The organism is Micromonospora sp. NPDC050784 (genome assembly GCF_044456765.1).
GTDB lineage: Bacteria > Actinomycetota > Actinomycetes > Mycobacteriales > Micromonosporaceae > Micromonospora > Micromonospora foliorum.
The window spans coordinates 105500-129076 of record NZ_JBITGG010000022.1 but is presented as its reverse complement, the minus strand read 5'-3'; the positions used below and the strand labels follow the sequence as shown (position 1 = coordinate 129076).

General features: G+C 71.2%; 19 protein-coding genes. 8 read left to right on the top strand and 11 right to left on the bottom strand.

What is annotated here, in order from left to right:
* The first annotated feature begins 164 nt into the window (after positions 1-164).
* Together mmsA and mmsB are read left to right on the top strand one after the other, a co-directional pair.
* Positions 165-1703 carry a multiple monosaccharide ABC transporter ATP-binding protein gene (gene mmsA, locus ACIBD9_RS26355; RefSeq protein ID WP_396721696.1) on the top strand — a complete coding sequence of 513 codons (1539 nt, stop codon included), beginning with the start codon at positions 165-167 and terminating at the stop codon, positions 1701-1703.
* Entirely contained in the window at positions 1700-2950 is a 1251-nt protein-coding gene (mmsB, locus tag ACIBD9_RS26350; protein ID WP_091401175.1) for a multiple monosaccharide ABC transporter permease, read from the top strand. Before mmsA ends, mmsB begins: the two co-directional genes overlap by 4 nt.
* A 57-nt stretch (positions 2951-3007) precedes the next feature.
* Here mmsB and ACIBD9_RS26345 read toward each other — a convergent pair whose 3' ends face one another.
* The gene (locus ACIBD9_RS26345) at positions 3008-4387 is read right to left on the bottom strand and encodes a DNRLRE domain-containing protein (protein ID WP_396721694.1); all 1380 of its coding nucleotides are present in this window, start codon (positions 4385-4387) and stop codon (positions 3008-3010) included.
* A 214-nt stretch (positions 4388-4601) separates the two neighbouring features.
* Between ACIBD9_RS26345 and ACIBD9_RS26340 the strand changes: the two genes are divergently transcribed.
* The 4 genes from ACIBD9_RS26340 (at position 4602) to ACIBD9_RS26325 (ending at position 9864) form a co-directional block, all read left to right on the top strand.
* A complete protein-coding gene (locus ACIBD9_RS26340) occupies positions 4602-5903 on the top strand; it encodes an MFS transporter (RefSeq protein WP_396721693.1) in 1302 nt (433 codons plus the stop codon).
* A complete protein-coding gene (locus ACIBD9_RS26335) occupies positions 5900-6883 on the top strand; it encodes a TolB family protein (protein ID WP_396721691.1) in 984 nt (327 codons plus the stop codon). Before ACIBD9_RS26340 ends, ACIBD9_RS26335 begins: the two co-directional genes overlap by 4 nt.
* Positions 6884-7006: 123 nt before the next feature.
* Complete coding sequence (locus ACIBD9_RS26330; protein ID WP_396721690.1) at positions 7007-8533, top strand: alkaline phosphatase D family protein; 1527 nt, start codon at positions 7007-7009, stop codon at positions 8531-8533.
* Positions 8534-8547: 14 nt separating this feature from the next.
* The gene (locus tag ACIBD9_RS26325) at positions 8548-9864 is read left to right on the top strand and encodes a hypothetical protein (RefSeq protein ID WP_396721688.1); all 1317 of its coding nucleotides are present in this window, start codon (positions 8548-8550) and stop codon (positions 9862-9864) included.
* 88 nt (positions 9865-9952) lie between these two features.
* Here the strand turns inward: ACIBD9_RS26325 and ACIBD9_RS26320 are convergent, their stop codons facing one another.
* From ACIBD9_RS26320 to ACIBD9_RS26290, 7 genes are all read right to left on the bottom strand, one after another.
* Positions 9953-10885: an ABC transporter ATP-binding protein gene (locus ACIBD9_RS26320; protein WP_396721687.1), complete on the bottom strand. Its 933-nt coding sequence runs from the start codon at positions 10883-10885 to the stop codon at positions 9953-9955.
* On the bottom strand, positions 10882-13920 hold the full coding sequence (locus ACIBD9_RS26315; RefSeq protein ID WP_396721685.1) for an ABC transporter permease: 3039 nt from the start codon (positions 13918-13920) through the stop codon (positions 10882-10884). The genes ACIBD9_RS26320 and ACIBD9_RS26315 overlap by 4 nt, the downstream gene beginning before the upstream one ends.
* Positions 13921-13998: 78 nt before the next feature.
* Positions 13999-14646, bottom strand: coding sequence for an ABC transporter ATP-binding protein (locus ACIBD9_RS26310; RefSeq protein ID WP_396721684.1), 648 nt, complete (start codon positions 14644-14646; stop codon positions 13999-14001).
* Between the two features lie 93 nt (positions 14647-14739).
* Positions 14740-15924, bottom strand: a complete 1185-nt coding sequence (locus ACIBD9_RS26305) for a low temperature requirement protein A (protein ID WP_396721682.1) — start codon at positions 15922-15924, stop codon at positions 14740-14742.
* A 59-nt stretch (positions 15925-15983) separates the two neighbouring features.
* Positions 15984-16550 carry a TetR/AcrR family transcriptional regulator gene (locus tag ACIBD9_RS26300; protein WP_396721681.1) on the bottom strand — a complete coding sequence of 189 codons (567 nt, stop codon included), beginning with the start codon at positions 16548-16550 and terminating at the stop codon, positions 15984-15986.
* 53 nt (positions 16551-16603) lie between these two features.
* Positions 16604-17269, bottom strand: a complete 666-nt coding sequence (locus tag ACIBD9_RS26295; protein ID WP_396721679.1) for a hypothetical protein — start codon at positions 17267-17269, stop codon at positions 16604-16606.
* A 29-nt stretch (positions 17270-17298) separates the two neighbouring features.
* On the bottom strand, positions 17299-19707 hold the full coding sequence (locus tag ACIBD9_RS26290; RefSeq protein ID WP_396721678.1) for a PEP/pyruvate-binding domain-containing protein: 2409 nt from the start codon (positions 19705-19707) through the stop codon (positions 17299-17301).
* Positions 19708-19829: 122 nt separating this feature from the next.
* On the opposite strand from ACIBD9_RS26290, the gene ACIBD9_RS26285 reads away from it, so the two are divergent.
* Both ACIBD9_RS26285 and ACIBD9_RS26280 read left to right on the top strand, forming a co-directional pair.
* Entirely contained in the window at positions 19830-20489 is a 660-nt protein-coding gene (locus ACIBD9_RS26285; protein ID WP_396721677.1) for a M23 family metallopeptidase, read from the top strand.
* A gap of 76 nt (positions 20490-20565) precedes the next feature.
* Positions 20566-20796, top strand: a complete 231-nt coding sequence (locus tag ACIBD9_RS26280) for a DUF2188 domain-containing protein (RefSeq protein WP_210784040.1) — start codon at positions 20566-20568, stop codon at positions 20794-20796.
* 53 nt (positions 20797-20849) lie between these two features.
* On the opposite strand, the gene ACIBD9_RS26275 is transcribed toward ACIBD9_RS26280, so the two are convergent.
* The 3 genes from ACIBD9_RS26275 to ACIBD9_RS26265 form a co-directional block, all read right to left on the bottom strand.
* Positions 20850-21854 carry a hypothetical protein gene (locus ACIBD9_RS26275; RefSeq protein WP_396721675.1) on the bottom strand — a complete coding sequence of 335 codons (1005 nt, stop codon included), beginning with the start codon at positions 21852-21854 and terminating at the stop codon, positions 20850-20852.
* Positions 21855-21870: 16 nt separating this feature from the next.
* Positions 21871-22419, bottom strand: coding sequence for a hypothetical protein (locus ACIBD9_RS26270; protein WP_396721673.1), 549 nt, complete (start codon positions 22417-22419; stop codon positions 21871-21873).
* A 116-nt stretch (positions 22420-22535) separates the two neighbouring features.
* A complete protein-coding gene (locus tag ACIBD9_RS26265) occupies positions 22536-23558 on the bottom strand; it encodes a DUF4331 family protein (RefSeq protein WP_396721671.1) in 1023 nt (340 codons plus the stop codon).
* Positions 23559-23577 lie beyond the last annotated feature (19 nt).

Below are 23577 nucleotides of genomic sequence, written 5' to 3'. Positions count from 1 at the left end.
CCCACAACACACGCGGGCGTGTTCCCCCCCGCGGCATGGGGGGGGGCTCCGCGGGCCGCCGGGCTCCCCAAAACTATCCACCCCCGGGGGGGGCCGGGCCCCCCCCCCCCCCCCCCCCACGCCTGGGTGCGTACCGCGTCCAGACCTGACGGAGGACAGTGACCATGGACGACACCATCCTCGAGATGCGTCGCATCACCAAGACCTTCCCCGGCGTGACCGCGCTGGAGGACGTCACCCTCGCAGTGCGCCGCGGGGAGATCCACGCCATCTGTGGTGAGAACGGCGCCGGCAAGTCCACCCTGATGAAGGTGCTGTCCGGCGTCTACCCGTCCGGCTCGTACGACGGCGAGATCCTCTTCGACGGCAAGCCGATGCAGTTCCGCGGCATCCGCGACAGCGAGGCGAACGGCATCGTCATCATCCACCAGGAGCTCGCCCTGGTGCCGTACCTGTCGATCGCGGAGAACATCTTCCTCGGCAACGAGCGGCGTGGCCGCAGCGGCCTGATCGACTGGAACTTCGCCAACGCCGAGGCGGCCAAGCTGTTGGCGTCCGTCGGGCTGCACGAGAACCCGGTCACCCCGGTCATCCAGCTCGGCGTCGGCAAGCAGCAGCTGGTGGAGATCGCCAAGGCGCTGTCGAAGAAGGTGCGCCTGCTCATCCTCGACGAGCCGACCGCCGCGCTCAACGACATCGACTCGGCGCACCTGCTCGACCTGTTGCGTGCCCTCAAGGAGCAGGGCATCACCTGCATCATGATCTCGCACAAGCTCAACGAGATCACCGCCATCGCCGACTCGACCACGGTCATCCGGGACGGACGCGCGGTGGAGACCCTGGACATGAAGTCCGACGACGTGAATCAGCAGCGGATCATTCGGGGCATGGTCGGGCGCGACCTGGACAGCTTCTACCCCGACCGCGAGTCGTCCCCCGGCGACGAGGTCCTCCGCATCGAGGACTGGACGGTGCGTCACCCGGTCCAGGACCGGATGGTCGTCGAGGGCGTCGGCCTGTCCGTACGCGCCGGTGAGGTCGTCGGCATCGCGGGCCTCATGGGTGCCGGCCGGACCGAGCTGGCCATGAGCGTGTTCGGTCGGTCCTACGGGCGTGACATCCGGGGCCGGCTCTTCGTGCACGGGCGGGAGGTGCAGGCGCGCACCGTCGCCGAGGCGATCGACAACGGCATCGCCTACGTCACCGAGGACCGCAAGCGCTACGGCCTCAACCTCATCGACGACGTGCGGCGCAACGTGTCCGCCGCCGCGTTGGACCGGCTGTCCCGCCTGGGCTGGGTGAACGGCAACGAGGAGATCAAGGTTGCCGAGGCGAGCCGCCAGGAGATGAACATCCGCACGCCCAGCGTCATGGCGGTGGTCGGCAAGCTCTCCGGCGGCAACCAGCAGAAGGTCGTGCTGTCCAAGTGGCTGTTCACCGACCCGGACGTGCTGATCCTCGACGAGCCCACCCGCGGCATCGACGTCGGCGCCAAGTACGAGATCTACACGATCATCAACCGGTTGGTGGCCGCCGGTAAGGCGGTGATCGTCATCTCCTCCGAGCTGCCGGAGCTGCTCGGCATGTGCGACCGCATCTACACCCTCGCCGCCGGCCGGATCACCGGCGAGATGCCGGTGGCCGAGGCGACTCAGGAGAGCCTCATGGAGCTGATGACCAAGGACAAGGAGCTCGTCGGATGACCAGCATCAAGACCCCTTCGACGGAGCGCCCCACGCCCCCGGACAGCACGCCCGGCGCCGCCCTGCACAGCGGGACGAGCGACCTGCGGGCGCTGGTGTTGAACAACCTGCGGCAGAGCGGGATCTACGTCGCCCTGGTCGTCATCGTCGCGCTCTTCGCGGTCCTGACCGACGGGGTGTTGCTGAGCCCCGGCAACATCACCAACATCGTCCTCCAGTACTCGTACATCCTGGTCCTCGCGATCGGCATGGTCATCCTGATCATCGGCGGGCACATCGACCTGTCGGTCGGGTCGGTCGTCGCGCTCACCGGAGCGGTCTCCGCCGTCCTGGTGATCCAGCAGGGCCATCCCTGGTGGATCGGCGTCGTGGCCGCGCTTGTCGTCGGCGTCGCGGTCGGCGCCTGGCACGGGTTCTGGGTGGCGTACGCCGGCATTCCGGCCTTCATCGTGACCCTGGCCGGCATGCTGCTGTTCCGGGGTCTCACCCTGCGGGTGCTCGACAACATCTCGCTGTCGCCGTTCCCGTCCGAGTACCAGCAGGTCGCGGCGGGCTTCCTCAACGGCCTGCTCGGCGGGCAGGGCTTCGACGCCTTCACGTTGCTGATCGGCGCCATCGCCGTGGCCGGCTACGCGGTCAGCGGCTTCCGCACCCGGGTGGCGCGCATCCGCTACCAGCAGCCTGTCGAGTCGTTCCCCCTGTTCGTCGCCCGGGTCGTGCTGGTCGGCGCGGTCCTCATGTACTTTGCCTGGCAGTTGGCGCACGCCCGAGGGCTGCCGATCGTGCTGATCATCCTGGCGGTCCTGGTGCTTGTCTACGGCCTGCTCACCCGGCGTACCGTCTTCGGTCGCCAGGTCTACGCGATCGGCGGCAACCTGTCGGCGGCGGCGCTGTCCGGGGTGAAGGTCCGCACCGTCAACTTCTGGATGTTCGTCAACATGGGCTTCCTGGCGGCGGTGGCCGGCGTCATCTACTCGTCGCGGTCGAACGGCGCCCAGCCCGCCGCCGGCAACATGTTCGAGCTGGACGCGATCGCCGCGGCCTTCATCGGCGGCGCGGCGGTCACCGGTGGCGTGGGCACCGTGGTGGGCGCGATGGTCGGTGGTCTGATCATGGCGGTGATGAGCAACGGCATGCAGCTGATGGGCATCGACCAGTCGACCCAGTCGGTGGTGAAGGGTCTCGTCCTGCTCGTCGCGGTCGCCTTCGACGTCTACAACAAGCGTCGCGCCGGCACCGCCCGCTGACGCCCGACGGTACGCACGTGCCCCCTGTCCGCCTCGCGGACAGGGGGCACGCGTCGTTCAGTGGCAGGTGCCGGTGCCACTGTCGGTGTAGGTCTGGCCGGCCACCGGTACGAACTGCCAGTCGTAGCTGCCGGAGTGCAGGGTGAACTTCAGCAGGCCCCACGCCGAGCTGTTACGCGCCTCGCTGTTGGGCTGGATGGTGCCGAAGCCGTAGTGACCGGCGCCGCCCATCCCGGCGACGAAGCTGCGCAGACCCCGGCTGGAGTCGGCGCCACCGGCCGGGTTCATCGGGGCGAACCGCTCGTACACGTGGTTGTGCCCCCACACCACGACGTCGGCGTTGTAGTCGTAGAGGGCCTGGTACAGCGGCCGCGTCGACGTAGACGGCGCGTGGTTGGAGCTGGACGTGAACAGCGGGTGGTGCCAGTACGCGATGGTGCACGGCTTGCTGCTGGCGGCCAGGTCCGCGCGCAGCCACTGCTCCTGCGTCGAGCCGGCCGACATGCTGATGTTCGAGTTCAGCGACACGATGTGCCAGTTGCCGAGGTCGAACGAGTAGTAGCCGCGACCGCTCGGGCCGGCGGACGTACCGAAGTAGTTGTAGTAGCCGGTCGCCCCCGAGGTGTTGTAGTCGTGGTTGCCCGGCGACGGGCGGGTGCGGGACTTGTGCCGACCCCAGGTGGGCTCGTAGTAGCTGTTGAACTGCGATGCCGTCCCGCTGTCGTAGACGTTGTCGCCGGTGGTGAAGACCGTGCCCGGGATGCTGTCGAGCAGCGTCGCGGTGGCGCTGTCGCCGGAGCCGGAGTCGGCGATGTCGCCGGCGCCGACGAACACCGGGTCACCCGACGGGGGTGGCGTGGTGGTCCCGGTGGTGACCACCAGTTGCGGGGCGTCCGCGCCACTCTCGCGGGTGTCGTAGTAGGCGCCGTCACCGCTGGTCGAGGTGGCACCGAAGCTGTACGTGCCGTTGCCGGTGACCGCGGCCGTGACGTCCACCTCGTACCAGGTGTTGCCGCTGACCGCGCCGATCGTGCCGAGCGTGGCCCCGTCGATGGTCGGCTGGTTGTTCCAGGTGGTGCCGGTCTCCGACCAGGTCGTGTTGGACATCCGGCGGAACGTGCCACCGGCGTCGCTGCCGCTGTTGCCGCTGATCGTGCGCAGTCGCAGCTTGGCGCCGGTCACCGTGCCGCTGACACCGCTCACGGTGAAACGCAGGAACGAGCGCCGCACGGGCGAGTTGTCGACCACGACCTGCGTGGACGTGCCGTAGTTGGTGGTGGCCGTGTCGCTCTGGACGTAGGTGTCGGCGACCGGCGTGAAGGTCACGCTCGCCGCCGACGCCGCGCCAGCGCCGGTCACGACGACGGCGGCGGTGGCGGCGACGATCACCGTGACCACCCCCAGCGTCACCGACGGACGGGGGAATCGAATGTCCATCCAGGACTCCTTACCTCGTGGGAAGAGCGCATGGAATGTAGGAAGGTCGATGAGCCGGTGGGCGACGGGCGGATGAACAGTGCGTCCAGGCAGGCGAACACCTCGGTGTTGGGAACCCGTTCACCCGCACCTCGCCCGGATGCCACCGACGGTCCGTTGTGCCCCCTCCACTGAGTACGGACGATGGCTGACCGTCAGCCGTCGATCCGAGGAGATGCTCGTGTACCTGTCGACCGTCTCCCGACCGGTCGCCGACCAACCCGACGCGGGGCCCCGCCGCCGCCGGTTCGCGATGGTCAGCGGCAACGTCGTCGCGCTCGGCACGGTCAGTCTGATCACCGACGTGTCGGCCGAGATGGTGGCCGCGGTCCTGCCGCTCTACCTGGTGCTGGGCCTGCACCTCAGCCCGGTGGCCTTCGGCGTGCTGGACGGCGTGCACACCGGCGCCACCGCGCTGCTGCGGGTCGTCGGTGGGTTCGCGGCCGACCGGTGGCGGCGGCGCAAGCTGGTCGCCGGCATCGGGTACGCGCTGTCGGCGGTCGCCAAGCTCGGTCTGCTGCTCGCCGGCCGGTCGATCCCGGCGATCGGCGCCGTCATCGCCGTCGACCGGCTCGGCAAGGGGGTGCGCAGCGCGCCACGCGACGCGCTGATCACGCTCTCCACGCCGCCCGAGGCGCTGGGTCGGGCGTTCGGGGTGCACCGGGCAATGGACAGCGTCGGCGCGTTCCTCGGGCCCCTCGCCGCGTTCGCGGTCCTGCTGGTCGTCGGGCAGTCGTACGACGCGGTCTTCGTCACCAGCTTCTGCGTCGCGGCCCTGGCGGTCGTGGTGCTCGTGCTCTTCGTCCGGGAACGGCCGGACGGCGGGCCGGCGGACGGCGGGGCGGCGGACGGGGCGGACGACCCGAAGGTCTCCGTCCGCGAGGCGTTCGGGCTGCTGCGCGGCGGGCCCGCCCGCCGGCTGGTGCTGGCCGCCGCGATGCTCGGGCTGGCCACCATCGGGGACGGCTTCGTCTACCTGCTGCTGCAACGCCGGATGGACCTCGGCCTGCGCTGGTTCCCGCTGCTCGCGGTCGGGACCAGCCTGGCCTACCTGGTGCTCGCCGCCCCGCTCGGCGTACTCGCCGACCGGATCGGTCGCCTGCCCGTGGTGATCGGCGGCTACACCGCCCTCGGTGCTACGTACCTGCTGCTGGCCGGCCCGGTCGACGGTTGGCCACTGATCGTCCTGGCGCTGACGCTGTACGGCGCCTTCTACGCGGCCACCGACGGCGTGCTCATCGCGCTCGCCGGTCCGGTGTTGCCGGCGCGCGTGCGGACCACCGGAATCGCGCTGGTGCAGACCGGGCAGGCCCTCGCGTACCTCGTCTCCTCGGTGCTGTTCGGTCTGGCCTGGCAGGCGTGGGGGCCGGAGAGCGCGATCCGGGCGGCGGCCGTGGCCGTCGCCGGTGTCCTGGTCGGCACGCTGCTCCTGCTGGCCTCCCCGTCCCGACTCACCACCCGGAGGGTGCCCCGATGACCGCGATGTCGACCCGAGCGAAGCTGGCCGTGGTGGTCGCCTCGGCCGTGCTGCTGGGCGCGGTGGCGGCCGGCTACGCCGCCACGGCAGCGGAGGCTCCCGCGACGCCGCTGCAGGCCGGCGGCGAGCAGGCGGTCACCCTGGCACCCGGCCCGCGCCTGCTGGCGATCACCGACCGGCACGTCTCCACAGTCGCCACGACCGACCCCGCCGGGCCGCGCACCGTCGCCGGCCTGGAATGCCTCCGGGTGTACGCCGCGGCCGGCACCGGGGTCTGCCTGAAACCGGACACCGCGTGGTCGTACCAGGTTGTCGTGCTCGACGCGGCGCTGCGCCAGACCCGGGCGGTCAGTGTGCCCGGGCTGCCGAACCGGGCCCGGGTCTCGGCCTCCGGTCGGATGGTCTCCTGGACCACGTTCGTCGGTGGCGACTCGTACACCTCCAGTGGCTTCTCCACCCGCACCGGGATCCTCGACACCCGCACCGGCGTAACGGTGGCCTCGCTGGAGGAGTTCGCGATCACCCGGGACGGTCGGGGCTACCGCAACGCGGACGTCAACTACTGGGGCGTCACCTTCACCGCCGACGACAACCGCTTCTACGCCACGATGGCGACCGGGGGGAGGAGGTACCTCGTCCGGGGTGACCTCGCCGCCCGTACGGTCGAGACGCTGAAGGAGAACGTCGAGTGCCCGTCGCTGTCACCGGACGGCACCCGACTCGCGTTCAAGGAGGCGATCGACGCCGACCCGACGAAGGGCTGGCGGCTGTCGGTCCTCGACCTGGTCAGCATGCGGGTCACCGCGACGGCCGAGACCCGCAGCGTCGATGACCAGGCCGCGTGGCTGGACGGCGGCACAGTCGCCTACACGCTGCGTCGGGACGACGGCCAACCCGACGTCTGGAGCGTCCCGGCGGACGGGTCCGGCACGGCGACGCTGGTGATCCCCGGCGCCGAGTCGCCGTCCCCGCTCACCTGACCTTCGGGCACCCGGGCCCCGGCGGTCCGGACACCTGAACGCCTTGCCAAGGACAGCATTCCGTCACGTCGGATTCCGCAGGGCACCCATCGCCGTTCATCGACGTTCCCGAGGCTGTTGACCATGACAAGGCTGAGCCGTCGCATCTTCGTCCTCGGTGGACTGGCGACCGCGGGAGTCGCGGTGACACCCCTTCAGGGTGCCCGCGCCGCGGTGCCGTACCCCTTCAAACTCGGTGTGGCGTCCGGTGATCCGGCGCCCGACAGCGTGGTCCTCTGGACCCGGCTGGCACCATCCCCGCTCAACGCCGACGGGCAGGGCGGCATGGCCAACGCCGACGTGACAGTGGAGTGGCAGGTGTCCACCACCGACCGGTTCACCTCGCTGGTCGCCTCCGGCTCGGTCGTCGCCCGCTACGCCGACGCGCACTCCGTGCACGCCATCGCGGGAGGGCTCGCCGCCGACTCGGACTACTACTACCGGTTCCGGGCCCAGGGCCAGATCTCGCCGGTCGGGCGGACCAGGACCACCCCGGCGCCCAGCAGCTTCGGCCGCGACCTGGTGATGGCCTTCGCCTCCTGCGCCCACTACGAGGCCGGCTACTACACCGCGTACCGGCGGATGGCCGAGGACAACCCGGGCCTGATCCTGCACCTCGGCGACTACATCTACGAGGGTGGCGTCGGCAGCTCCACGGTGCGGCAGCACGTCGGCTCCGAGATCGTGTCGCTGGCCGACTACCGCCGCCGGTACGCGCTCTACAAGTCCGACCCGGACCTGCAGGCGGCTCACGCGGCGGCACCGTGGCTGGTGGTGCCGGACGACCACGAGGTGGAGAACAACTACGCCAACATGGTCCGCAACGACAGCAGCCCGACGCTGACCGCCGCCCAGTGGACCGCACGGCGGACCGCCGCGTACCGGGCGTACTACGAGAACATGCCGCTGCGACCGGCCTCCGCCGCCAGCGGCAACAGCATCCCGCTGTACCGGCGCGTCCGGTGGGGGCAGCTCGCCACCTTCCACATGCTCGACACCCGCCAGTTCCGTGACGACCAGGCGTGCGGGGACGGCTGGAAGGTCTGCGCCGACGCCGACCTGGCCTCCCGGTCACTGACCGGGGCGGCTCAGGAGGCGTGGCTGCTCGACGGGCTGGCCCAGCGCTACGGCACCTGGGACATCCTCGGCCAGCAGGTCTTCTTCGCCCAGCAGCTCGACGCGAACGGGGCGGCGAGCATGGACGCGTGGGACGGCTACCGGGCCTCCCGCAGCCGGATCCAGAACGGGTGGCAGCAGCGTGGGGTACGCAACCCGCTGGTGCTCACCGGCGACGTGCACCGGTCGTGGGCCAACGACCTCAAGGCCGACTACGCCAACCCCTCCTCGGCCACCATCGGCACCGAACTGGTCTGCACCTCGATCAGCTCGACCGGTAACGGCAGCGGCAGCACCACGGTCCCGAACGCGGCTGCCAACCCGCACCTGAAGTTCTACTCGGACCGGCGCGGCTACGTCCGTACCACGATCAGCCGTAGCCAGGTCCGCGCGGACTTCCGCGCGGTGAACACGGTGACCGAGCACGGCGCGGCGGCCTCCACCGTGCGCTCGTTCGTCATCCTCGACGGCCAGCCCGGCCTGCAGGCCGGGTAAGGGAGAGAGCCACCATGACCGCGATCACCGCACTGCTCACCGCATCCCTGCTGGTCCCGAACGTGGTTCCCGGCCCGACGGCGATGACCGCCGAGGCGGTCACCTGGACCACCGCGAACAGCGTCGCCACCGGCGACCAGGACCTGCCCTCCATCGCCATGAACCGCAACGGCCAGGTCGCCGTGGTCTGGGAGGACGACCGGGACAGCACCGCCCCGGAGGACGACACCCACAGCGAGGTCTACCTGCGGCTGTTCCGCGACGGCACGCCCGCGTACGAGCTGAAGCTCTCCACCGGGGGGACCAGCGGGGCCGCCTGGCGGCACATCAGCCCCGACGTGGGGCTCGACGACCGGGGCAACGCCGTGGTGGTCTGGGCCGCCGACGGTGACGGCAACGGCGTCTACAACATCCAGTACCGCGTGGTGTCGCCCGCCGGCGCGGTGCTCGGCTCGGGGCAGGCCAACGCCAGCGACGCCGGGCAGCAGGTCTGGCCGAAGGTCGCGGTCGACCCGGACGGCGCGCCCACCAACGCCGCCGCCGTCGGCTTCACCGTGGTCTGGGAGGACGTGCAGGGCACCGCTCCCGCCACCGTGAAGGCCGCCGGTTTCACCGCGGCCACCACCAAGGCGTACGAGGTGACGGCCTCGCAGACGACGGGCAGCCACCACCGCCCCGACGTGGCGGTGTCCGCCTCCGGCGAGGCGCTCGTGGTCTGGGACGAGGACGCCGACGCGAACGGCTCGTACAACATCGGGCTGACCCGGCTGGCCCGGTCCAGCGGCGCCGTGGCGCTGTCGCGGCGGACGGCCAACGCGCAGAGCGGCGGTCAGCAGCAGCGTGCCTCGGTGGCGGCGAACTTCGCCGGTGACTTCACCGTCGGGTGGGAGTCCGACCACACCGGTACCCGGGGTGTCTGGGCGCGATCGTTCACCGCGGCGGGCACGGCCCGGCACGACGAGGTTCCGGTCTCCACCGGCACCGGTGCCGTCGCCCCCGGTGTCGGCATCGACGACCAGGACAACGTGGTGGTGGGCTGGACGGTGTCCGGCGCCAACCCGGACGTCTGGGCACGAGGTCTCAACCCGGACGGCACCTCCACCGGTCGGCTGGCGGCCCAGGCGCTGAGCCAGACCACGACGGGTCGCCAGGAGCACTTCGCGGTCGCCGCGTCGCCCTGGGGCGAGGTGAGCGTCTGCTACACCGACGACAACGACGGCAACGCCTTCGACCAAGTGCTCCTCGGCCTGGGGACGACGAACTCCACCTGGCTGATGACCGCCGACGAGCTGCGCCGACTCAAGGCACGGGCGGGCGTCACCACCCACTGAGCCAGGCGTGAGCCACTCGGGTTCGATGAGGTCGCGGTGTCCCGCTACCGGGGACACCGCGACTTCGGCACAAACGAGTCGATCACGATCAGAGGGCGTGGTCGGGCTCACCGCTGGCCCGCGTCACCCCGTCGCCTGCCGGTTGGGTGGCCACCGCGCGCAGAGTGATCGACTGATCGGTGTGGTCGACCTCGAAGAGCGTCCCGGCCGGGAAGGTCGCCAACGTCTCGGGCGGCAACTGGATCGTGCCGTCGCCCGCCACCACGGCGAAGTCCCGGCCGTCGCGCCCCTCGGCGCCGACCCGGCCGTCCCGGATGGTGACCGCGCGGCCCAGTTGGGCGCCCACCTCGCCGTCGTGGGTCACCACGACGACAGTGGTGCCCCGTTGCGCGTTGATGGTGGTCAACGCCGCGAGCACCTCGTCCCGACCGGACGCGTCGAGCTGGCTGGTCGGCTCGTCGACCAGGAGCAGCCCGGGCCCGGCCGCGAGCCCCTGAGCCAGGGCGGCCCGCTGACGCTGCCCCGGGGTCAGGTCGCCCACCCGCCGCGCGCCCGCGCCGGCGAGACCGACGACGTCCAGGATCGCCTCCGGTGGGTCGAGCCGCCGCCCGGCGAGGCGTGCCGCGGGTCGCTGGGCCAACCAGATGTTGCGTGACAGCGACACGTACGGCAGCAGGTTGCGTTCGGCGCCTTGGAGCACGGTGCCGACGGTGGCCCCACGGAGGGCGGCCAGGCCCTTGGACGAGAGCCGCGACAGCTCTTGGTCGCCCACGTACACGCGTCCGGCGGACGGCTGCATGAGACCGCCGAGGATCGCCACCAGAGTGGACTTTCCCGAGCCGGACGGCCCCACCAACGCCAGCATCTCGCCGGCAGCGATTCGCAGGTCCACCCCGGAGAGCGCGACGACGTCCCCGGTGGCGGTGGGATAGATGTGGATCAGTCGGTGGCAGGCGACGGCCAGACCGCCAGCCGGATGCCCCGCGGTCACCGGGTCGTCCTGCGGCGCGGCGGCGGTCATCGTCCGCTCCGGCGGTGCACCGCGGCGGCGACGACCCGACCGAGCACGACCGCCGTGAGGGCGAACACCGCGACCGCGGGCACGACGAACAACAGCAGCCGACCGACGTCCGGCCACTCGGGCAACGGGACCGGTGAGCGGCCGTCACTGAACAGGCGCTGCCCGCTACGCGTGAGCAGCCAGATCACCACTGTGACGAGCGCGCCCGAGACGGCGGCGACAGCGACCGGCCACCCGTAGCCGCCACGGAGGGCGCGTGGCGGCAACCCCTGCCGTCGCAGCGCCACCAACATGGCCACCCGGGCACGCTGCTCGGCCACCGCCATCGCGATCAGGCCGGCCGCCCCGATCAGCACCCCGGCCAGCGCGGCGAACATGTTGAAACGCAGGGCCAACGCCGTAGCCTGTCGATCGAATTCCTGGCGTAGGGCGATGGCTGTCCGGTCAAGCTCGATGACCAGACCCTGTGCGCGAAGTCGGTCGAGGACGTCGGTGGGGGCCGCCCGAGCCAACCAGACCTCCTCGTCGCCATTCTGGCTGGCGACGGCGAGTCGATCCGCGTACTCCAGGTCGACGATCAGACCCGATGCACCGAGCCGCGGCAGACGATCGGCCAGACCCCCGACCAACGCTCTGGTCGGTGTCCCGTCGACCCCGTCGTACGCATGAATCCCGCCGAGCGGCGTCCCCGCCGATCGGGTCAGGTAGACGGGTAGCGGGAAGGGTGCGTCGACAACAGCGATGCCGGCCGGTGCCGCCCGCCGGTTCTCCGGCACGCTGAGGATCAGCGCGGCATCCGTTCCGCTCGCGGCGTCGAGGAAGGTGCCCTCCGGATCGGACAGTCGCCACCGCGTCGTATCGGCGAACTGCGCACCGGTCAGCACAAGCTCCTCGCGTTCGCCGTCCTCATCGCCCGTCCGCATTGCCTCGAAGCGGACCTCCAGGTTCCCGGACACCACCGGTGCGACGATGTCGATTTTGACCAGCCGGCATTCCTGCGCGCACTCGGGCACCTGGAGTACGTAGCCCTTGCGGCCGGGCTCGATGTCGTCGCGAGAGGTGACCACTCGGGTGCCGTTGGCGCTGGAGACCGTGACCGCGAGGCGGACCTTGTTGCCGCCGAAGACCTCGGCGTCGAAGCTGGCGGAGATCTGAACGGTGAGCAGGCGCCCGCTTAGGCGCACAGGTGCCCCGGGCGCAGCTGGGCGGATCTTTCGCGCGACGTCCGCCAGGGACACGCCGTAGGAGGAATGCGGCCCGGCCACTGCCGCCAACCGGTCGGAGTCCACGGCCAGCAGCGGTGTGCCGACCGTGGAGGACGAGCCGGTCACCACCGTGGCCATCGCGAACCGACCTTCGGGATCGGCCGCCCGTACGGCTGCCAACAGGTGCGAACGCGACGTCGCGTCGACCTCGACCACGCGCGGCGCACCGACCTCGACTGTCGCCCGATCACGGTAGGCGGCAGACGCGACCTCGCTCGTGGCGACGGTGAATGCGAGCATCGCGACGACCACCGTGAGCAGCGCGATCAGGGGGCGGAACCCTGGTTGCCGGGCCACCTGCACCAGGGCGAGACCACTGGCGGTCCGGCCACGCGCCAGCAGCGCACCACCCACCGCCGCGCCGGCGATCATGGTGAGTCGCGCCAGCAGCACCCCTGCGGCGAGCGCCCCGGCGACCGGCGCCACCAGTGCCAGGCCGCTGGGCGATCCGCCGGAGCGCAGCTGCACGACGGCAGCCACGGCGACGGACACCGCGACGACATCACCGATTGTCGCCCGCCACCCCCGTACCCGTGCCGGCACCCGGCGTAGCAGGTCGACGACCGGTGCGGACAACATCCGAGCCTGGGCGAGCAGCACCGCGGCGAGCGCGCCGAGGGCGCCGACGGCGGCGAAGCCGATCACGGTGGCGTCCATCGTGACGTCGGCGCGGGCCGGAAGGGTGTGCTCGGCGAGCAGTTTGGCAGCGGCGAGGCCACCCAGGCAGCCGAGGGGGATCGCGACCAACGCGGGTGCCGCGTGCTCGCCGATCGCCAGCACCCACAGGCGTCCGCGCTGCACCCCGCGAAGCAGGAGCAGGCCCTGCTCCGGTCGCCGCTGGTCGGCGGCCGAACCCACCGCCACGAAGAGCACCAGCCAGCAGAGCAGGACCAACAGCCCGGCGCCCAGCGTCACGCCGTCGGCCAACTGCCCTCGTTGCACCGTGACGCGATCAAGCAGGCTCGGGAGGGTGGTGCCGGCACCGAATCCCTCGCGGCTCCCGTCGCGCTGCACCACCGTGATCGCGTCTCGCAGGCCCTGCACGGACCGGCTGTCCAACAGGTGCTCGGTGACGTAGAGGTCGACCGTCGACACGTGCAGGATGGCCTGCTCGTCGGCCAGGGGTGCGGCCTCGGCGGTGAAGATCGCGTCCTGGGCGCTGCCCGCGATCGACGTACCGGGCGACCCTGCGGCGGGTGGCCGAATGAGCTCCGTGCCGAGCCAGAACGGATCGCTCACGTCCCGCGGTCGGTAGACACCGGCCACCCGCACCGGCACCGCGCCGAAGGTGAACTGGTCGCCAACGACGACGCCGAGACGGGCGGCGGTGTGCGTGCTGACCATGACCTCGGGGAGTTGACCCGTCGAGGTCACCCGAGGGCAGGCTCCGGTCAGGTCGACCCGCTCGCAGACCCCCGCTCGGAAGGTCAGGTTCGAGGTGACGCTCCCGGCCTGGCCGGCGGCGACGCCACCGCTCTGCGCGCCCAGGACGACGTCGAATCCGGCCGGCGTGAGTCGCCTGACCTTGGCCGCGAACACGGTGCGTGCGGGGTCGGCGGGCATTCCCGGCTGTTCGACGGCTTCGGTGAGCCGCACCCGAAGCTCGTCCGGCGACGCCTTCGACATCTCGTAGCTGGCCAGGGACTGCCCGGCCGCGGCGACGTAGCTCGGTGCGGCCGCTGCGGCGGCACCGGCGAGCGCTGCGAGCAGGAGCACCGCCAAGGCGTGTGCCCGGCGTGCCGCGAGCGCTCCCCAGATGACGATCAGCATTGATGGCGAGGGTATTGACGGGACCGGTCGAGCACCGTCCCGGTAGGCGGACCGAGACCTAACGGTTACGGCACGTCCTCAGCTGCGGACGATCTCCGCTCGCCCCTCGACGAGGTGCAGCTCCGCTTCGCAGGCGGCGGCCACCTCCGGGTCGTGGGTGGCGAACACGACGGCCGCGCCACGCCGCGCCTCGTCGTGCAACAGGTCCATTACCCGCTGCCGATTGCCCGCGTCCAGTTCGCTGGTCACCTCGTCGGCCAGCAGCACACCTCCGCGCAGTGCCAGGCCCCGGGCGACCGCCGTACGCTGCTGCTGGCCACCGGACAACTCCTCGACGAGCTGGTCGGCCTGGCCGGCAAGGCCTAACAGATCCAGTATCGCGGCGGTCTGCTGGCGGGCCTCCGGCGCCGCGACGCCGCCGGCGACCAGTGCCACCTGCAGGTTTTCGGTAGCGGTCAGGATCGGGGCCAGACCGTTGTCCTGCGGGATGAGGACGATCCGGTGCTCGACCGCGTGATCACGGTCGCGTAGCGCCTGCCCGTCGACTGTCACCGCGCCGTCCCGTGGCCGCAGCAGGCCGGCCATCGCGTGCAGCAGGGTGGTCTTGCCGGCGCCCGACGAACCGGTCAACGCCAGTACCCGACCCGGACGGACCGTCACCGACACCTCCCGGAGGACGGCCGGCGCGTCGCCGTAGCCGACCGAAACCCCGTGCAAGCTCAGCACGTGCCACCGCCCCTCCCCGGCACCGATGATGCGCAGACTGCCACGGCGGGCGGGATTCGCGCAATCCCGTCGATCTGTCGGTGAGGGCCGTGGTCAGCCGGCCCGGGTCAACCGCTGGTGAAGCACCAGGGTGGTGAGGAAGGCCGCCAGCAGGCCGAGGGCGACCAGCGCGGGCAGGCCCCGGGCCACCGGCAGCAACAGGAGGACGACGCCGATCGCGACAAGCTGGCCCGGCGAGCCGCCGACGGTCAGCCGGAGGAACAGCAGACGACCGATGAGGTAGAGCGCGGTCCCGCCGTAGAGCACAGCGGTCGCCGGCCACCCCATCGGCTCCCCGGCGGGGTGCCGGGGCTGGTCGGTCAGGCTCGCGAGGATCAGGTGGACGCCCAGGGCGAAGTAGACGACCCCGGCGACCAGCGGCAGGTGCGCGAGCGTGTACGCGTCCGACGCCAGCTGTTGACGGCGTCGGGAACGCGGCGAGGCCGAGGTCAGCACCTCCGCGGCGGCCGGGGCGACGCCCACGAAGTAGAGCCACCACAGGCACACGGTCGCGGCGAAGCCGAACACCGCGGCGAGCAGCACCGGCCCGGCGAGCACGGCCATGCCCGCGCCGGCACCGGCCGACAGCAGGGACTCACCGAGCACGATGATCAGCACCAGACCGTGGCGTTCGGCGAAGTGTGCCCCGCTGCGGACCTCCCCGAAGCTGGCGGCGGTGGCGATCCGGCCACCGCCGAAGTCGGCGAGGAACGCCACGGTCCACAGCACGGCCTGCGCGGTCCCGCCGAGGAGGGCTCCCACCAGCAGCGGGGCCCAGGCGAGTGTGGTGGACACGGCGAAGCGCAGGGTCTGCCGGCGGTACTGCGGGTTGCCGGACGAGGCGTAGGTCATCAGGCCGAGGTGCAGCCCGCGGACCACGATGTAGGCGATGGCCAGGGTGAGTGGCGGGCTCAGCACCCCGTCGTGGCGCTGCCACGCCTGCGGGATCACCAGCGCGGCCACGAAGATGGCGGCCATCGCCGCGAGCATCCCGGCCAGCACGGGCCCGTTGTCGGCGCGGACCTGGTTGCCCAGCCAGGCGTAGCAGCTCCACGTGTACCAGAACCAGAGCAGGAGCAGCAGCCCCTGGTAGAGCGTGAGTGGCCCCAGCGACTCCGCCATGAAACCGATGAGCCTCGTCAGCGCGAACACCAGGACCAGGTCGAAGAAGATCTCGAAGGTGGTGGCCCGGTGTGCCTCCTCGACCAGCACCGGCCGGGACCGGTGGACGCGGCTCATCCGCTCATCCTGGTCTGCGCCGTCCGGTGTCCGGGGCCTAACGGCCAGCTAGGACGGGATCAGCCGAAGAGCAGGTCGAGGTGGGCGTCCAGTGCGCCCAACGCCTGTTCGGCGGTGTACTGCCCGCCCAGCAGGTAGACACCGAGCCCCTCCATCAGCGCCAGCAGGCCGGCAGCCGCGGCGTCGCCGTGCCGGTCGGGCAGGACGCTGGCGATGAACCCGGTGAACTGCGCGGTGTCCTCGTGTAGGCGGGGCGCGGTCGACGGCCGCACCGCCGTGTAGGCGAGGAACGCGAGCGCCACCCGCCCGTCGTCGCGGGTGCGCTCGTCGAGCGGCAACAGCGCGGCGAGCATCGTGCGCAGCAGCAGCCGAGGCGACGGGGTCTCGCCCAGCCGCGCCACCGCCTCGGTGACCCGGAGTTGGCTGCGCTCGCGCACCACGCTCAACGCGAACGCCATCATCTCGTCCTTGGTCCGGAAGTAGTGCTGGACCATTCCGGCGGACACGCCGGCCGCGGCGGCCACGTGTCGGAGGCTGACCGCCTCCAGGCCCTGGTCCGCGGCGACCCGCATCAGCGCGTCCGCGATGAGGGTGCGTCGCTCCTGGTGATCGACCTTCTTGGGCATGGCCTCGATCGTTTCACAGTGGGTGGCCCGGACAACTCCGCCAGCGGCGGCGGTTACCGGCTGACGGTGTGGGCCACGGGAGTGCCCCGCGCGCTGCGCAACAGGCCGTCCGGGTCGTCGGCGTACAGTCGCAGCTCGTTCATCGGCGTCGACCCGGTCTTCGGCAGGTCGAAGGTCAGCGGCCGGCGTAGCAGGACGTCGATGCTGGTCTGGCTGCCGACCGCGATGGACACCACCCGCCGGTCGCCCTCCTGCTCGACCTGCACCGATTTGCTCGACGGCAGCGAACGGTAGCGCTTGCGCAGGGCCTCGACGTCCGTCCACGGGATCCAGATGTCGATGCCCCAGCTGAGCCGCACCCGCAGGCCCCGGTCGCCCACGACGTGGGGATGGATCGTCATGCTGGCGAACAGGCCGATCATCCAGAGCAGACCCCAGATGCCGAGGCCCAGCACGATCCAGCGGGCCGGCCGCCACGGCACCACGTGGGTGACCACGATGTCGAAGATCGGGATCTCCACGACCGACAGGCCGATGAAGATGCCCAGGATCGGCTTGACCACGCCGAGGTAGCCGAACGGCTCGTCGCCGGGATCCAGCGGCAGTGGGCGGCGGCGGGCCCACACGTACAGGCTGCGCCACGTCGCGGCCTCGGCCTCGGCCGCCCGACGCAGCAGCGGGCCCACCCGCGCCCTGGTCGGCGTCCTGGTGTCGGTCATGGTCGTCCTCTCGCTCGGGGGGCCGACGGTCAGTGCAGCGTGACGGTTCCGGCGCCGCCGTCCACGGTGACGAGCTGGCCCGTGGCGATGGTCCGGGTGGCGTCCGGCACGCAGATGACGGCGGGAATGCCGTACTCACGGGCCACCGTCGGGCCGTGCGCCATGATCGCGCCGGTCTCGGTGACCAGCGCCGCCGCGGTGAGGAACAGCGGGGTCCAGCCGGGGTCGGTGGTCGCGGCCACCAGGACGTCGCCGGGCTCGACGTGGGCGGTGGCCGGGTCGTGGACGACCCGGGCGGGGCCGGTCACCCGGCCCGCCGACGCACCCACGCCGGCGAGCGTCCCGTCGCCGGACGGCGCCGCCGACAGGACCGCCTCGACATCGGTGCCGTCGGAGAGCAGCGCCACCGGCACCGTCCGACGCCGCAGCTCGCGGCGGTGCACCGCCCGTCGGGCGGTGACGGTGTCGCGCAGATCAACACCCTGGTGTACGGCGGTGTGCACCTCGTCGAGGGTCAGGAACATGATGTCGTCGGGCTGGTCCAGCAACCCGGCTCCGTGCAGGTCGGCGCCGATGAGCAACAGCTGGCGGCGCGTCTCCCGCAGCGGGTACAGCCCGGCGAACTTGCCGGCCTCGCGCAGGCCGGCCAACGAACGCGCCCGGCCCAACAGGAAACCGGCCACCCTGCCGCGCACCGGCCGCCGACGGCGCGCTCGGGCGACCAGCTCGCGCAGCGCTGTCTCCGCCGCCGACGCGGCCCGCTGGAAGCGCTGGTCGGGGTCCTGCTGCGGATCGGTGACCCGCAGGTAGTTGGCGACCGCGGCGAAGACCGGCGTGGGGTCCTCCGCCCAGCGCGGCACCCCGAGGTCGACTTCGGCGACGCCCCGGTGACCGTAGACGTCCAGGAAGGCCGCCATGCCGATGTCGGGCAGCGTGCCGCGTAGGTAGCGCGCCGCCAACTCGGTCGGTGGGGTGTCGAGGAGGAGCTGGCGGTGCTCGCCCACGCCCTGGGCGAGCCGCCACAGGGCCAGGTCCATCTCGATGGTGACGTTGTGCGGCATGCCGCCCAGCACGGTGTGGATCTCGTCCGGGCCGGCGACACCCTTGAGGAGGGCGGTCGGCAGCGCGGCGGCGAGCATCCCGGCGACGATCGGCCACATGATCGCGTCGGCGCTGTCGTCGGCGTCGGCGTCCTGGGCCTGCACGAAGCGCAGCCGGTCGGCGGCGCTACGCAGGTCGGCGGGGGCGGCTGAGCGTACTCTCAGCTGCTCGATCGCCTCGAACATCCGGGTCCGCGCGGCCTCGGGACGGGCCAGCGCCCGCAGGATCCCCACCACCGCGCGGCCGGCCGTCCGCAGCGACGCGGCCCCCGATGCCCCGCCGCGCCGGGCGCCGCCGCTGGTCGGGGCGAACCGGGGATCCGCCAGCACGTGCTGCATCACCGCCTGGGCGCGCGGCCCGAAGTCGACCGCCAGGAGCTTCACCAGTCGCTTGCGGGACGACCGGTCGCGCGCGAGGTCGGTCAGGTCGCCGTAGAGGCGACCACCGATGTCGACGATCTCGACCCGCACACCGAGCGCGGCGAGCATGGCGGCGATCTGTGTCCGCAGGGTCGACATGCCCATCGGGGTGACCGGTTGCAGCATGCCCTGGACGTGCCCGAACTCCAGGTAGACGCGGGGGAGGGGCTTCCCGCTGCGCGGTGGGGCGGGGAACAGGCTGGTGATCGGCCGGGACTGGAGGAGCCACAGCACGTCGTCCGCGTCGATCGCCCACTCGACATCCTGTGGGCAGCCGAAGTGGGCCTGCAACCGCTCGCCGGTCGCGTGGAGGCGGGCCAGCTGCGCGGAGGTGAGGCATCCGGCGTCGGTACGCGGGACATCGTCGAGGACGTAGTGGTCGACGGCCGTCGCGCCGTCCACCACTGACGTGCCCAGGCCGGGTGCGGCGTCGACGGCCATCTCGTCGCGGCGCCCGGTCAGCGGGTTCGCGGTGAACAGCACCCCCGCCACCGCGGGTGTGACCATGCGCTGCACGACGACGGCCATCCGCACCGCCCGGTGGTCGATCTGGCGGGCGTCGCGGTACGCGGTCGCGCGGTCGCTGTGCAGCGAAGCCCAGCACTTCTCGATGGCGGCGATCAGCTCGACAGAGCCGGTGACGTTGAGGACGGTGTCCTGCTGTCCGGCGAAGCTCGCGTCCGGCAGGTCCTCGGCCGTGGCGCTGGAGCGGACCGCCACCGGGCCCGCGCCGAGCCGCTCGTACGCGGCGACGACCTCGGCGCTGGGGATGACGCCGAGCCGGTGCGCCTCGGTGGTGACGCAGAAACCGTCGGGGACCTGCTCGCCGTGCCGGATCAGCTCGCCCAGCCCGGCCGCCTTGCCGCCGACCAGGGCGGTCATGGCGGCGGTCACCTCGGACAACGCGATCACGTGCATGGCAACCCACTCTCTTTGCAATACAACTGCATTGGATTATGACCGTACCTCCTTCACGATGCGACTGCAATGTCACCGCTGCGGGGTGCGACCTCGGGGCCGGGGTGTTGCCGGGATCTGCCATGCTCGGGCCGGTGACGACCGGCCGCCCGACCACAGCCCGTTCCCACCGCCGCCCTCGAAGCCGAGCCATCCGCGTCGTCCTCGCGCTCGTCGCGGTGGCGGCCGTTTTGGGCATCGCGGTGGTCGTGGTGCCGCTGCTGCGACCGGCGGGGCCGCGCCCGCTCTTCCAGATGCCGGTGACCTGCGGCGAGACGTGGCAGCTCAGCACCTACCCCGGTCACGACGACTACGACGTGGACTTCTTCCCGACCGAGGGCGAGACGTGGGGGCGGCCGGTGCTCGCCTCGGCCGCCGGCACGGTCACCGTGGCGGGCATCAACGGGTCGCTGGGCGGCCGCACCCCGGAGAATCCGGACGGTCCACGGGGGCGCGGCGGCGGCTACTGGGTGAAGATCGACCACGGTGGCAAGTGGGAGACGCAGTACCTGCACATGCTCGAACCGCCGCTGGTCACGGTCGGCCAGAAGGTCGCCCAGGGTGACCAGATCGGGCGGCTCGGCAGCACCGGCAACTCCGGCGCGCCGCACCTGCACTACGAGCAGCGCCGCGGCTGGGAGAAGGTCGAGACCCACTTCGACGGTACGCCGTCGGGCATCACCACCGACGAACGCGAACAGATCCTCCGGCGGGTGAGCAACAACTGCCCGGCTGTCTCCTGAGGACCGCAGCAGTTTGCCCGGCGCGGCTCGGGGGCACTGATTGGGGGGACAGTTCAGACGCAGGGAGGAGCCGGCCATGGCCAAGGGTGATGTCGACACGTACCACGAGGACGGGCAGTGGAAGAACAAGCCGGAGGGCCACGAGCGGGCCAGCAGCACGCATGACGTGAAGGCCGACGCGCAGGCCCAGGGTCGCGAGATGGCGGCCGACCGCGGCGTCGAACACGTGATCAAGAAGCAGGACGGCACGATCGGGGAGAAGAACACCTACCCCCGCAGCCGTGACCCGCGGGACATCGAGGGCTGACAGTCTTCCGCGGACTGACCTCCTCGGCCGCGCGCCGACGAGGTCAGTCCGCGTCAGCCCACGCGGCGACCTGGCGTGAATGGTGTCCGTTGTCGTCGGGCGAGATACCAGCCGACCAGCACGAGCAGCACCAGCAGTGCCACGATGCCGGTCGCGTAGGCGAGCCAGACGGCTCTCGGGGACTTCTCCACCGCCATCGGCGCCGCAACGGGCAGGGTGATACGCCCCTCCGCCTTCCGTTCCACCAGCCCACTGGCGAGAAGCACCTGCACGTCCCAGACGCCCGCGGGCAGGGCCTGGTTGACCGCGATGCGGACCTTGCCGCTCTGGCCCGGCAGGATCGTCACGCCGTTGGTGACCTTGAACGGCCCGGCCTCGACCGCTCCCTTGCTCAACATGAGACGTCCGGTCATGTCCAGCGCCCGTTCGCCCGTGTTGGTGACGATCGCGGTGACCACCGGAAAGTCACCGATTCCGCGCTCGGCTGCCAGTTCGCCGATGCGGAAGTCCGTTGGCGGCTCGCCGCCCGGCCCGACGTCGAGGTAGACGCGGATACCCACTCGGTGAACCTGCACCACGTTGCCGCTCTGCTTCGACCCGCTGGTCACCTGCGCCCAGATGGCGGCGTACCGCTCGCCCTTGGAGGCCTTCTCCGGGACGGCGATGTCCACCTCGACCGAGTCGCGTTCGCCCGGCGCGAGCTCGATGGCGGCCGTCTTCAGCTTGATCCAGCCGCTGAGTTCGTTGCCCGTGCGGTCATCGGGCACGGTGAAGGCGTCGTTCTCGACCGAGGCCGCTCCGGCGTAGAGCTCGATCTTCTGCGTTGCCGGGGAATCGTTGCGCACCTCGACCCGGCGGCTGATCGTCGCGCCTGGCTTGAGGTGGTCGATGATGTAGACCCGGGCGCGGGGATCCTCGGCCCGGGCGGCGGGGATGTCCAGCAGTCGGAGATTGATCGCGGCGGGATCGTCCCCAGGTTCGTATCGCTGCTCCCGCGCGGCAACGGCTGGTGCCGCCGACGCCCCGACCGCTACGAGAGCGACCGAGGCCAGCAGCACCAGCCGGCCGAGCGGCTCAGACCACCGAATGTGTCACCGTCCCGGTGTAGGTGCCCTCGACGGTGCCATCCGGAATGTTCACCTGGAGCGTGGGGTTCCAGCTCGCGAAGTTGTTGCCGGTACCACCCGTGTGGCTGAACGCGGTACGCGGCACATTGATGATCACGGCCTGGGCTGCGGTCGGCTGCCCCGGCGTGAAGGTGCCGGAGCCGGCCGTCCCGGTCGCAGGGCCCGACCAGTACAGGACGTTGATGGCCGGGATCGTCTCCCCGGAGCTGCCGCCGCCGGTCACGAAGTCCGTCGAGACGACAGTGGCGGTCCAGTTCGGGGTGAGCGATCCCCGTTGGTCCAGCACGGTGACCGGGCCCAGTTGGCCGGAGACGGTGGTGCCCTCCACGCCGTTTCCGATGTTCGCCGTCGCGGGCACCGTGATCGAGAGACCACCGGCGGCGTTGACGGTAAGAGTCACGATCGTGTCGCCCGTAGTGTCCGCGGCGGCCGGCCCGGCGAGGGTCACGGCTGCGGCGATACCGGCCAGGCCGGCGGCGAGAAGTTTCCTTCGCATCAAGTCTCCTTCGTCCTGACATCCCCCGTGGGACGCACTGATGAGACTATCCGCGCGAACAACCGTATATCGGACGAAAAGGTCTTATCCCACCCAAGTGGGACACGGTTGCCTGGTCAGGCGGGGACCACGTACGGGAACTGTGCGGCGCGGGCCGCTTTGGTCACCTCCGGGGTGAGCCCGGAGGTCGTGCCAGTGTTCAACACGAGGGAGAACATCACCTCGGGCGCGTTGTCGGCCATCGTGCGGCCATTGCGGACCGCGAAGCCGAAGTTCGCGGCCGTGCCGACCTTGTAGGACAGCAGGTCGGGGTAGAGCTGTCGGGCGACGTTCCAGCCGTACGCCTGCGGGTCCGGCGCGGTGCCGTTCGCCTTGACCACCCCGGCGACCGCGTTCGCGATCTCATCGCCGCCTTCGGTGAGGTCGTTGCTGGGGTGCCGGAAGTTGGCGGGGTCCGAGAAATCGGTGTCGTGGGGCCAGAAGATCGGCCACATCATCGGGTGGCCGGCGCGGTTGATCTGGCGCCAACCGCCGGCGTCGGTGGCCAGCATGGTGCGACACCACACGCCGATCTCGGTGCCGTCGCGCAGCAGTGGCTCGTCGTGGGAGACCTCGAGGACGATCGACTCGACGGTGGTGCCGGCGAAGCTGTTCTTGGCCTGGTCGACCCGCCACGCCGAGCGGTCCACCCGCGAACCGTTCTTGACCGCGCCGTTGATGGTGGCGAGTTCGTCGAGGTCGATGAAGAAGGGGTCGGTGATACGGCCGGCCCAGATCCGGACGTTGCCGCCGGTGGTCACCTCGCCGGTTCGCCCCTCGGCGATGGGGGTGCCCATCGCGGCGTCGTCGCGGGCGTCGGCTCCGGTGAGTTCGTACAGCTGGAGGGCCTGCCGGGCGTCGCCGTCCGGTTCGCCGAAGGCGAACCGGTAGGTGAGGTCCTCCACCTCGGCGCCGTTGATATGAATCTTGATCTCGTAGCGTGCCTCGGCGTGGAAGCCGCGCTTGATGTCGGCCTTGGTCACCGAGCTGTTGACGTCCATGACGAACACCGTGGCCCGGTCACCGTTGAAGACGTACAGGTCGTCGATGTACAACTGTCCGCCCTGGGCGGCCAGCGGGGTATCGAGGTGGTGCGACATGAGCTCACTCCCGGAACTG

Excerpts from the sequence above, each read along its gene's own strand:
- ACIBD9_RS26330 (WP_396721690.1), top strand. The coding sequence starts at position 7,007 with ATGACAAGGCTGAGCCGTCGCATCTTCGTCCTCGGTGGACTGGCGACC.
- ACIBD9_RS26280 (WP_210784040.1), top strand. The coding sequence starts at position 20,566 with ATGGCCAAGGGTGATGTCGACACGTACCACGAGGACGGGCAGTGGAAG.
- mmsA (WP_396721696.1), top strand. The coding sequence starts at position 165 with ATGGACGACACCATCCTCGAGATGCGTCGCATCACCAAGACCTTCCCC.
- ACIBD9_RS26290 (WP_396721678.1), bottom strand. The coding sequence starts at position 19,707 with ATGCACGTGATCGCGTTGTCCGAGGTGACCGCCGCCATGACCGCCCTG.
- ACIBD9_RS26345 (WP_396721694.1), bottom strand. The coding sequence starts at position 4,387 with ATGGACATTCGATTCCCCCGTCCGTCGGTGACGCTGGGGGTGGTCACG.
- ACIBD9_RS26285 (WP_396721677.1), top strand. The coding sequence starts at position 19,830 with ATGCTCGGGCCGGTGACGACCGGCCGCCCGACCACAGCCCGTTCCCAC.
- ACIBD9_RS26300 (WP_396721681.1), bottom strand. The coding sequence starts at position 16,550 with ATGCCCAAGAAGGTCGATCACCAGGAGCGACGCACCCTCATCGCGGAC.
- ACIBD9_RS26340 (WP_396721693.1), top strand. The coding sequence starts at position 4,602 with ATGCTCGTGTACCTGTCGACCGTCTCCCGACCGGTCGCCGACCAACCC.
- mmsB (WP_091401175.1), top strand. The coding sequence starts at position 1,700 with ATGACCAGCATCAAGACCCCTTCGACGGAGCGCCCCACGCCCCCGGAC.
- ACIBD9_RS26325 (WP_396721688.1), top strand. The coding sequence starts at position 8,548 with ATGACCGCGATCACCGCACTGCTCACCGCATCCCTGCTGGTCCCGAAC.
- ACIBD9_RS26270 (WP_396721673.1), bottom strand. The coding sequence starts at position 22,419 with ATGCGAAGGAAACTTCTCGCCGCCGGCCTGGCCGGTATCGCCGCAGCC.
- ACIBD9_RS26335 (WP_396721691.1), top strand. The coding sequence starts at position 5,900 with ATGACCGCGATGTCGACCCGAGCGAAGCTGGCCGTGGTGGTCGCCTCG.
- ACIBD9_RS26265 (WP_396721671.1), bottom strand. The coding sequence starts at position 23,558 with ATGTCGCACCACCTCGATACCCCGCTGGCCGCCCAGGGCGGACAGTTG.
- ACIBD9_RS26320 (WP_396721687.1), bottom strand. The coding sequence starts at position 10,885 with ATGACCGCCGCCGCGCCGCAGGACGACCCGGTGACCGCGGGGCATCCG.
- ACIBD9_RS26295 (WP_396721679.1), bottom strand. The coding sequence starts at position 17,269 with ATGACCGACACCAGGACGCCGACCAGGGCGCGGGTGGGCCCGCTGCTG.
- ACIBD9_RS26315 (WP_396721685.1), bottom strand. The coding sequence starts at position 13,920 with ATGCTGATCGTCATCTGGGGAGCGCTCGCGGCACGCCGGGCACACGCC.
- ACIBD9_RS26305 (WP_396721682.1), bottom strand. The coding sequence starts at position 15,924 with ATGAGCCGCGTCCACCGGTCCCGGCCGGTGCTGGTCGAGGAGGCACAC.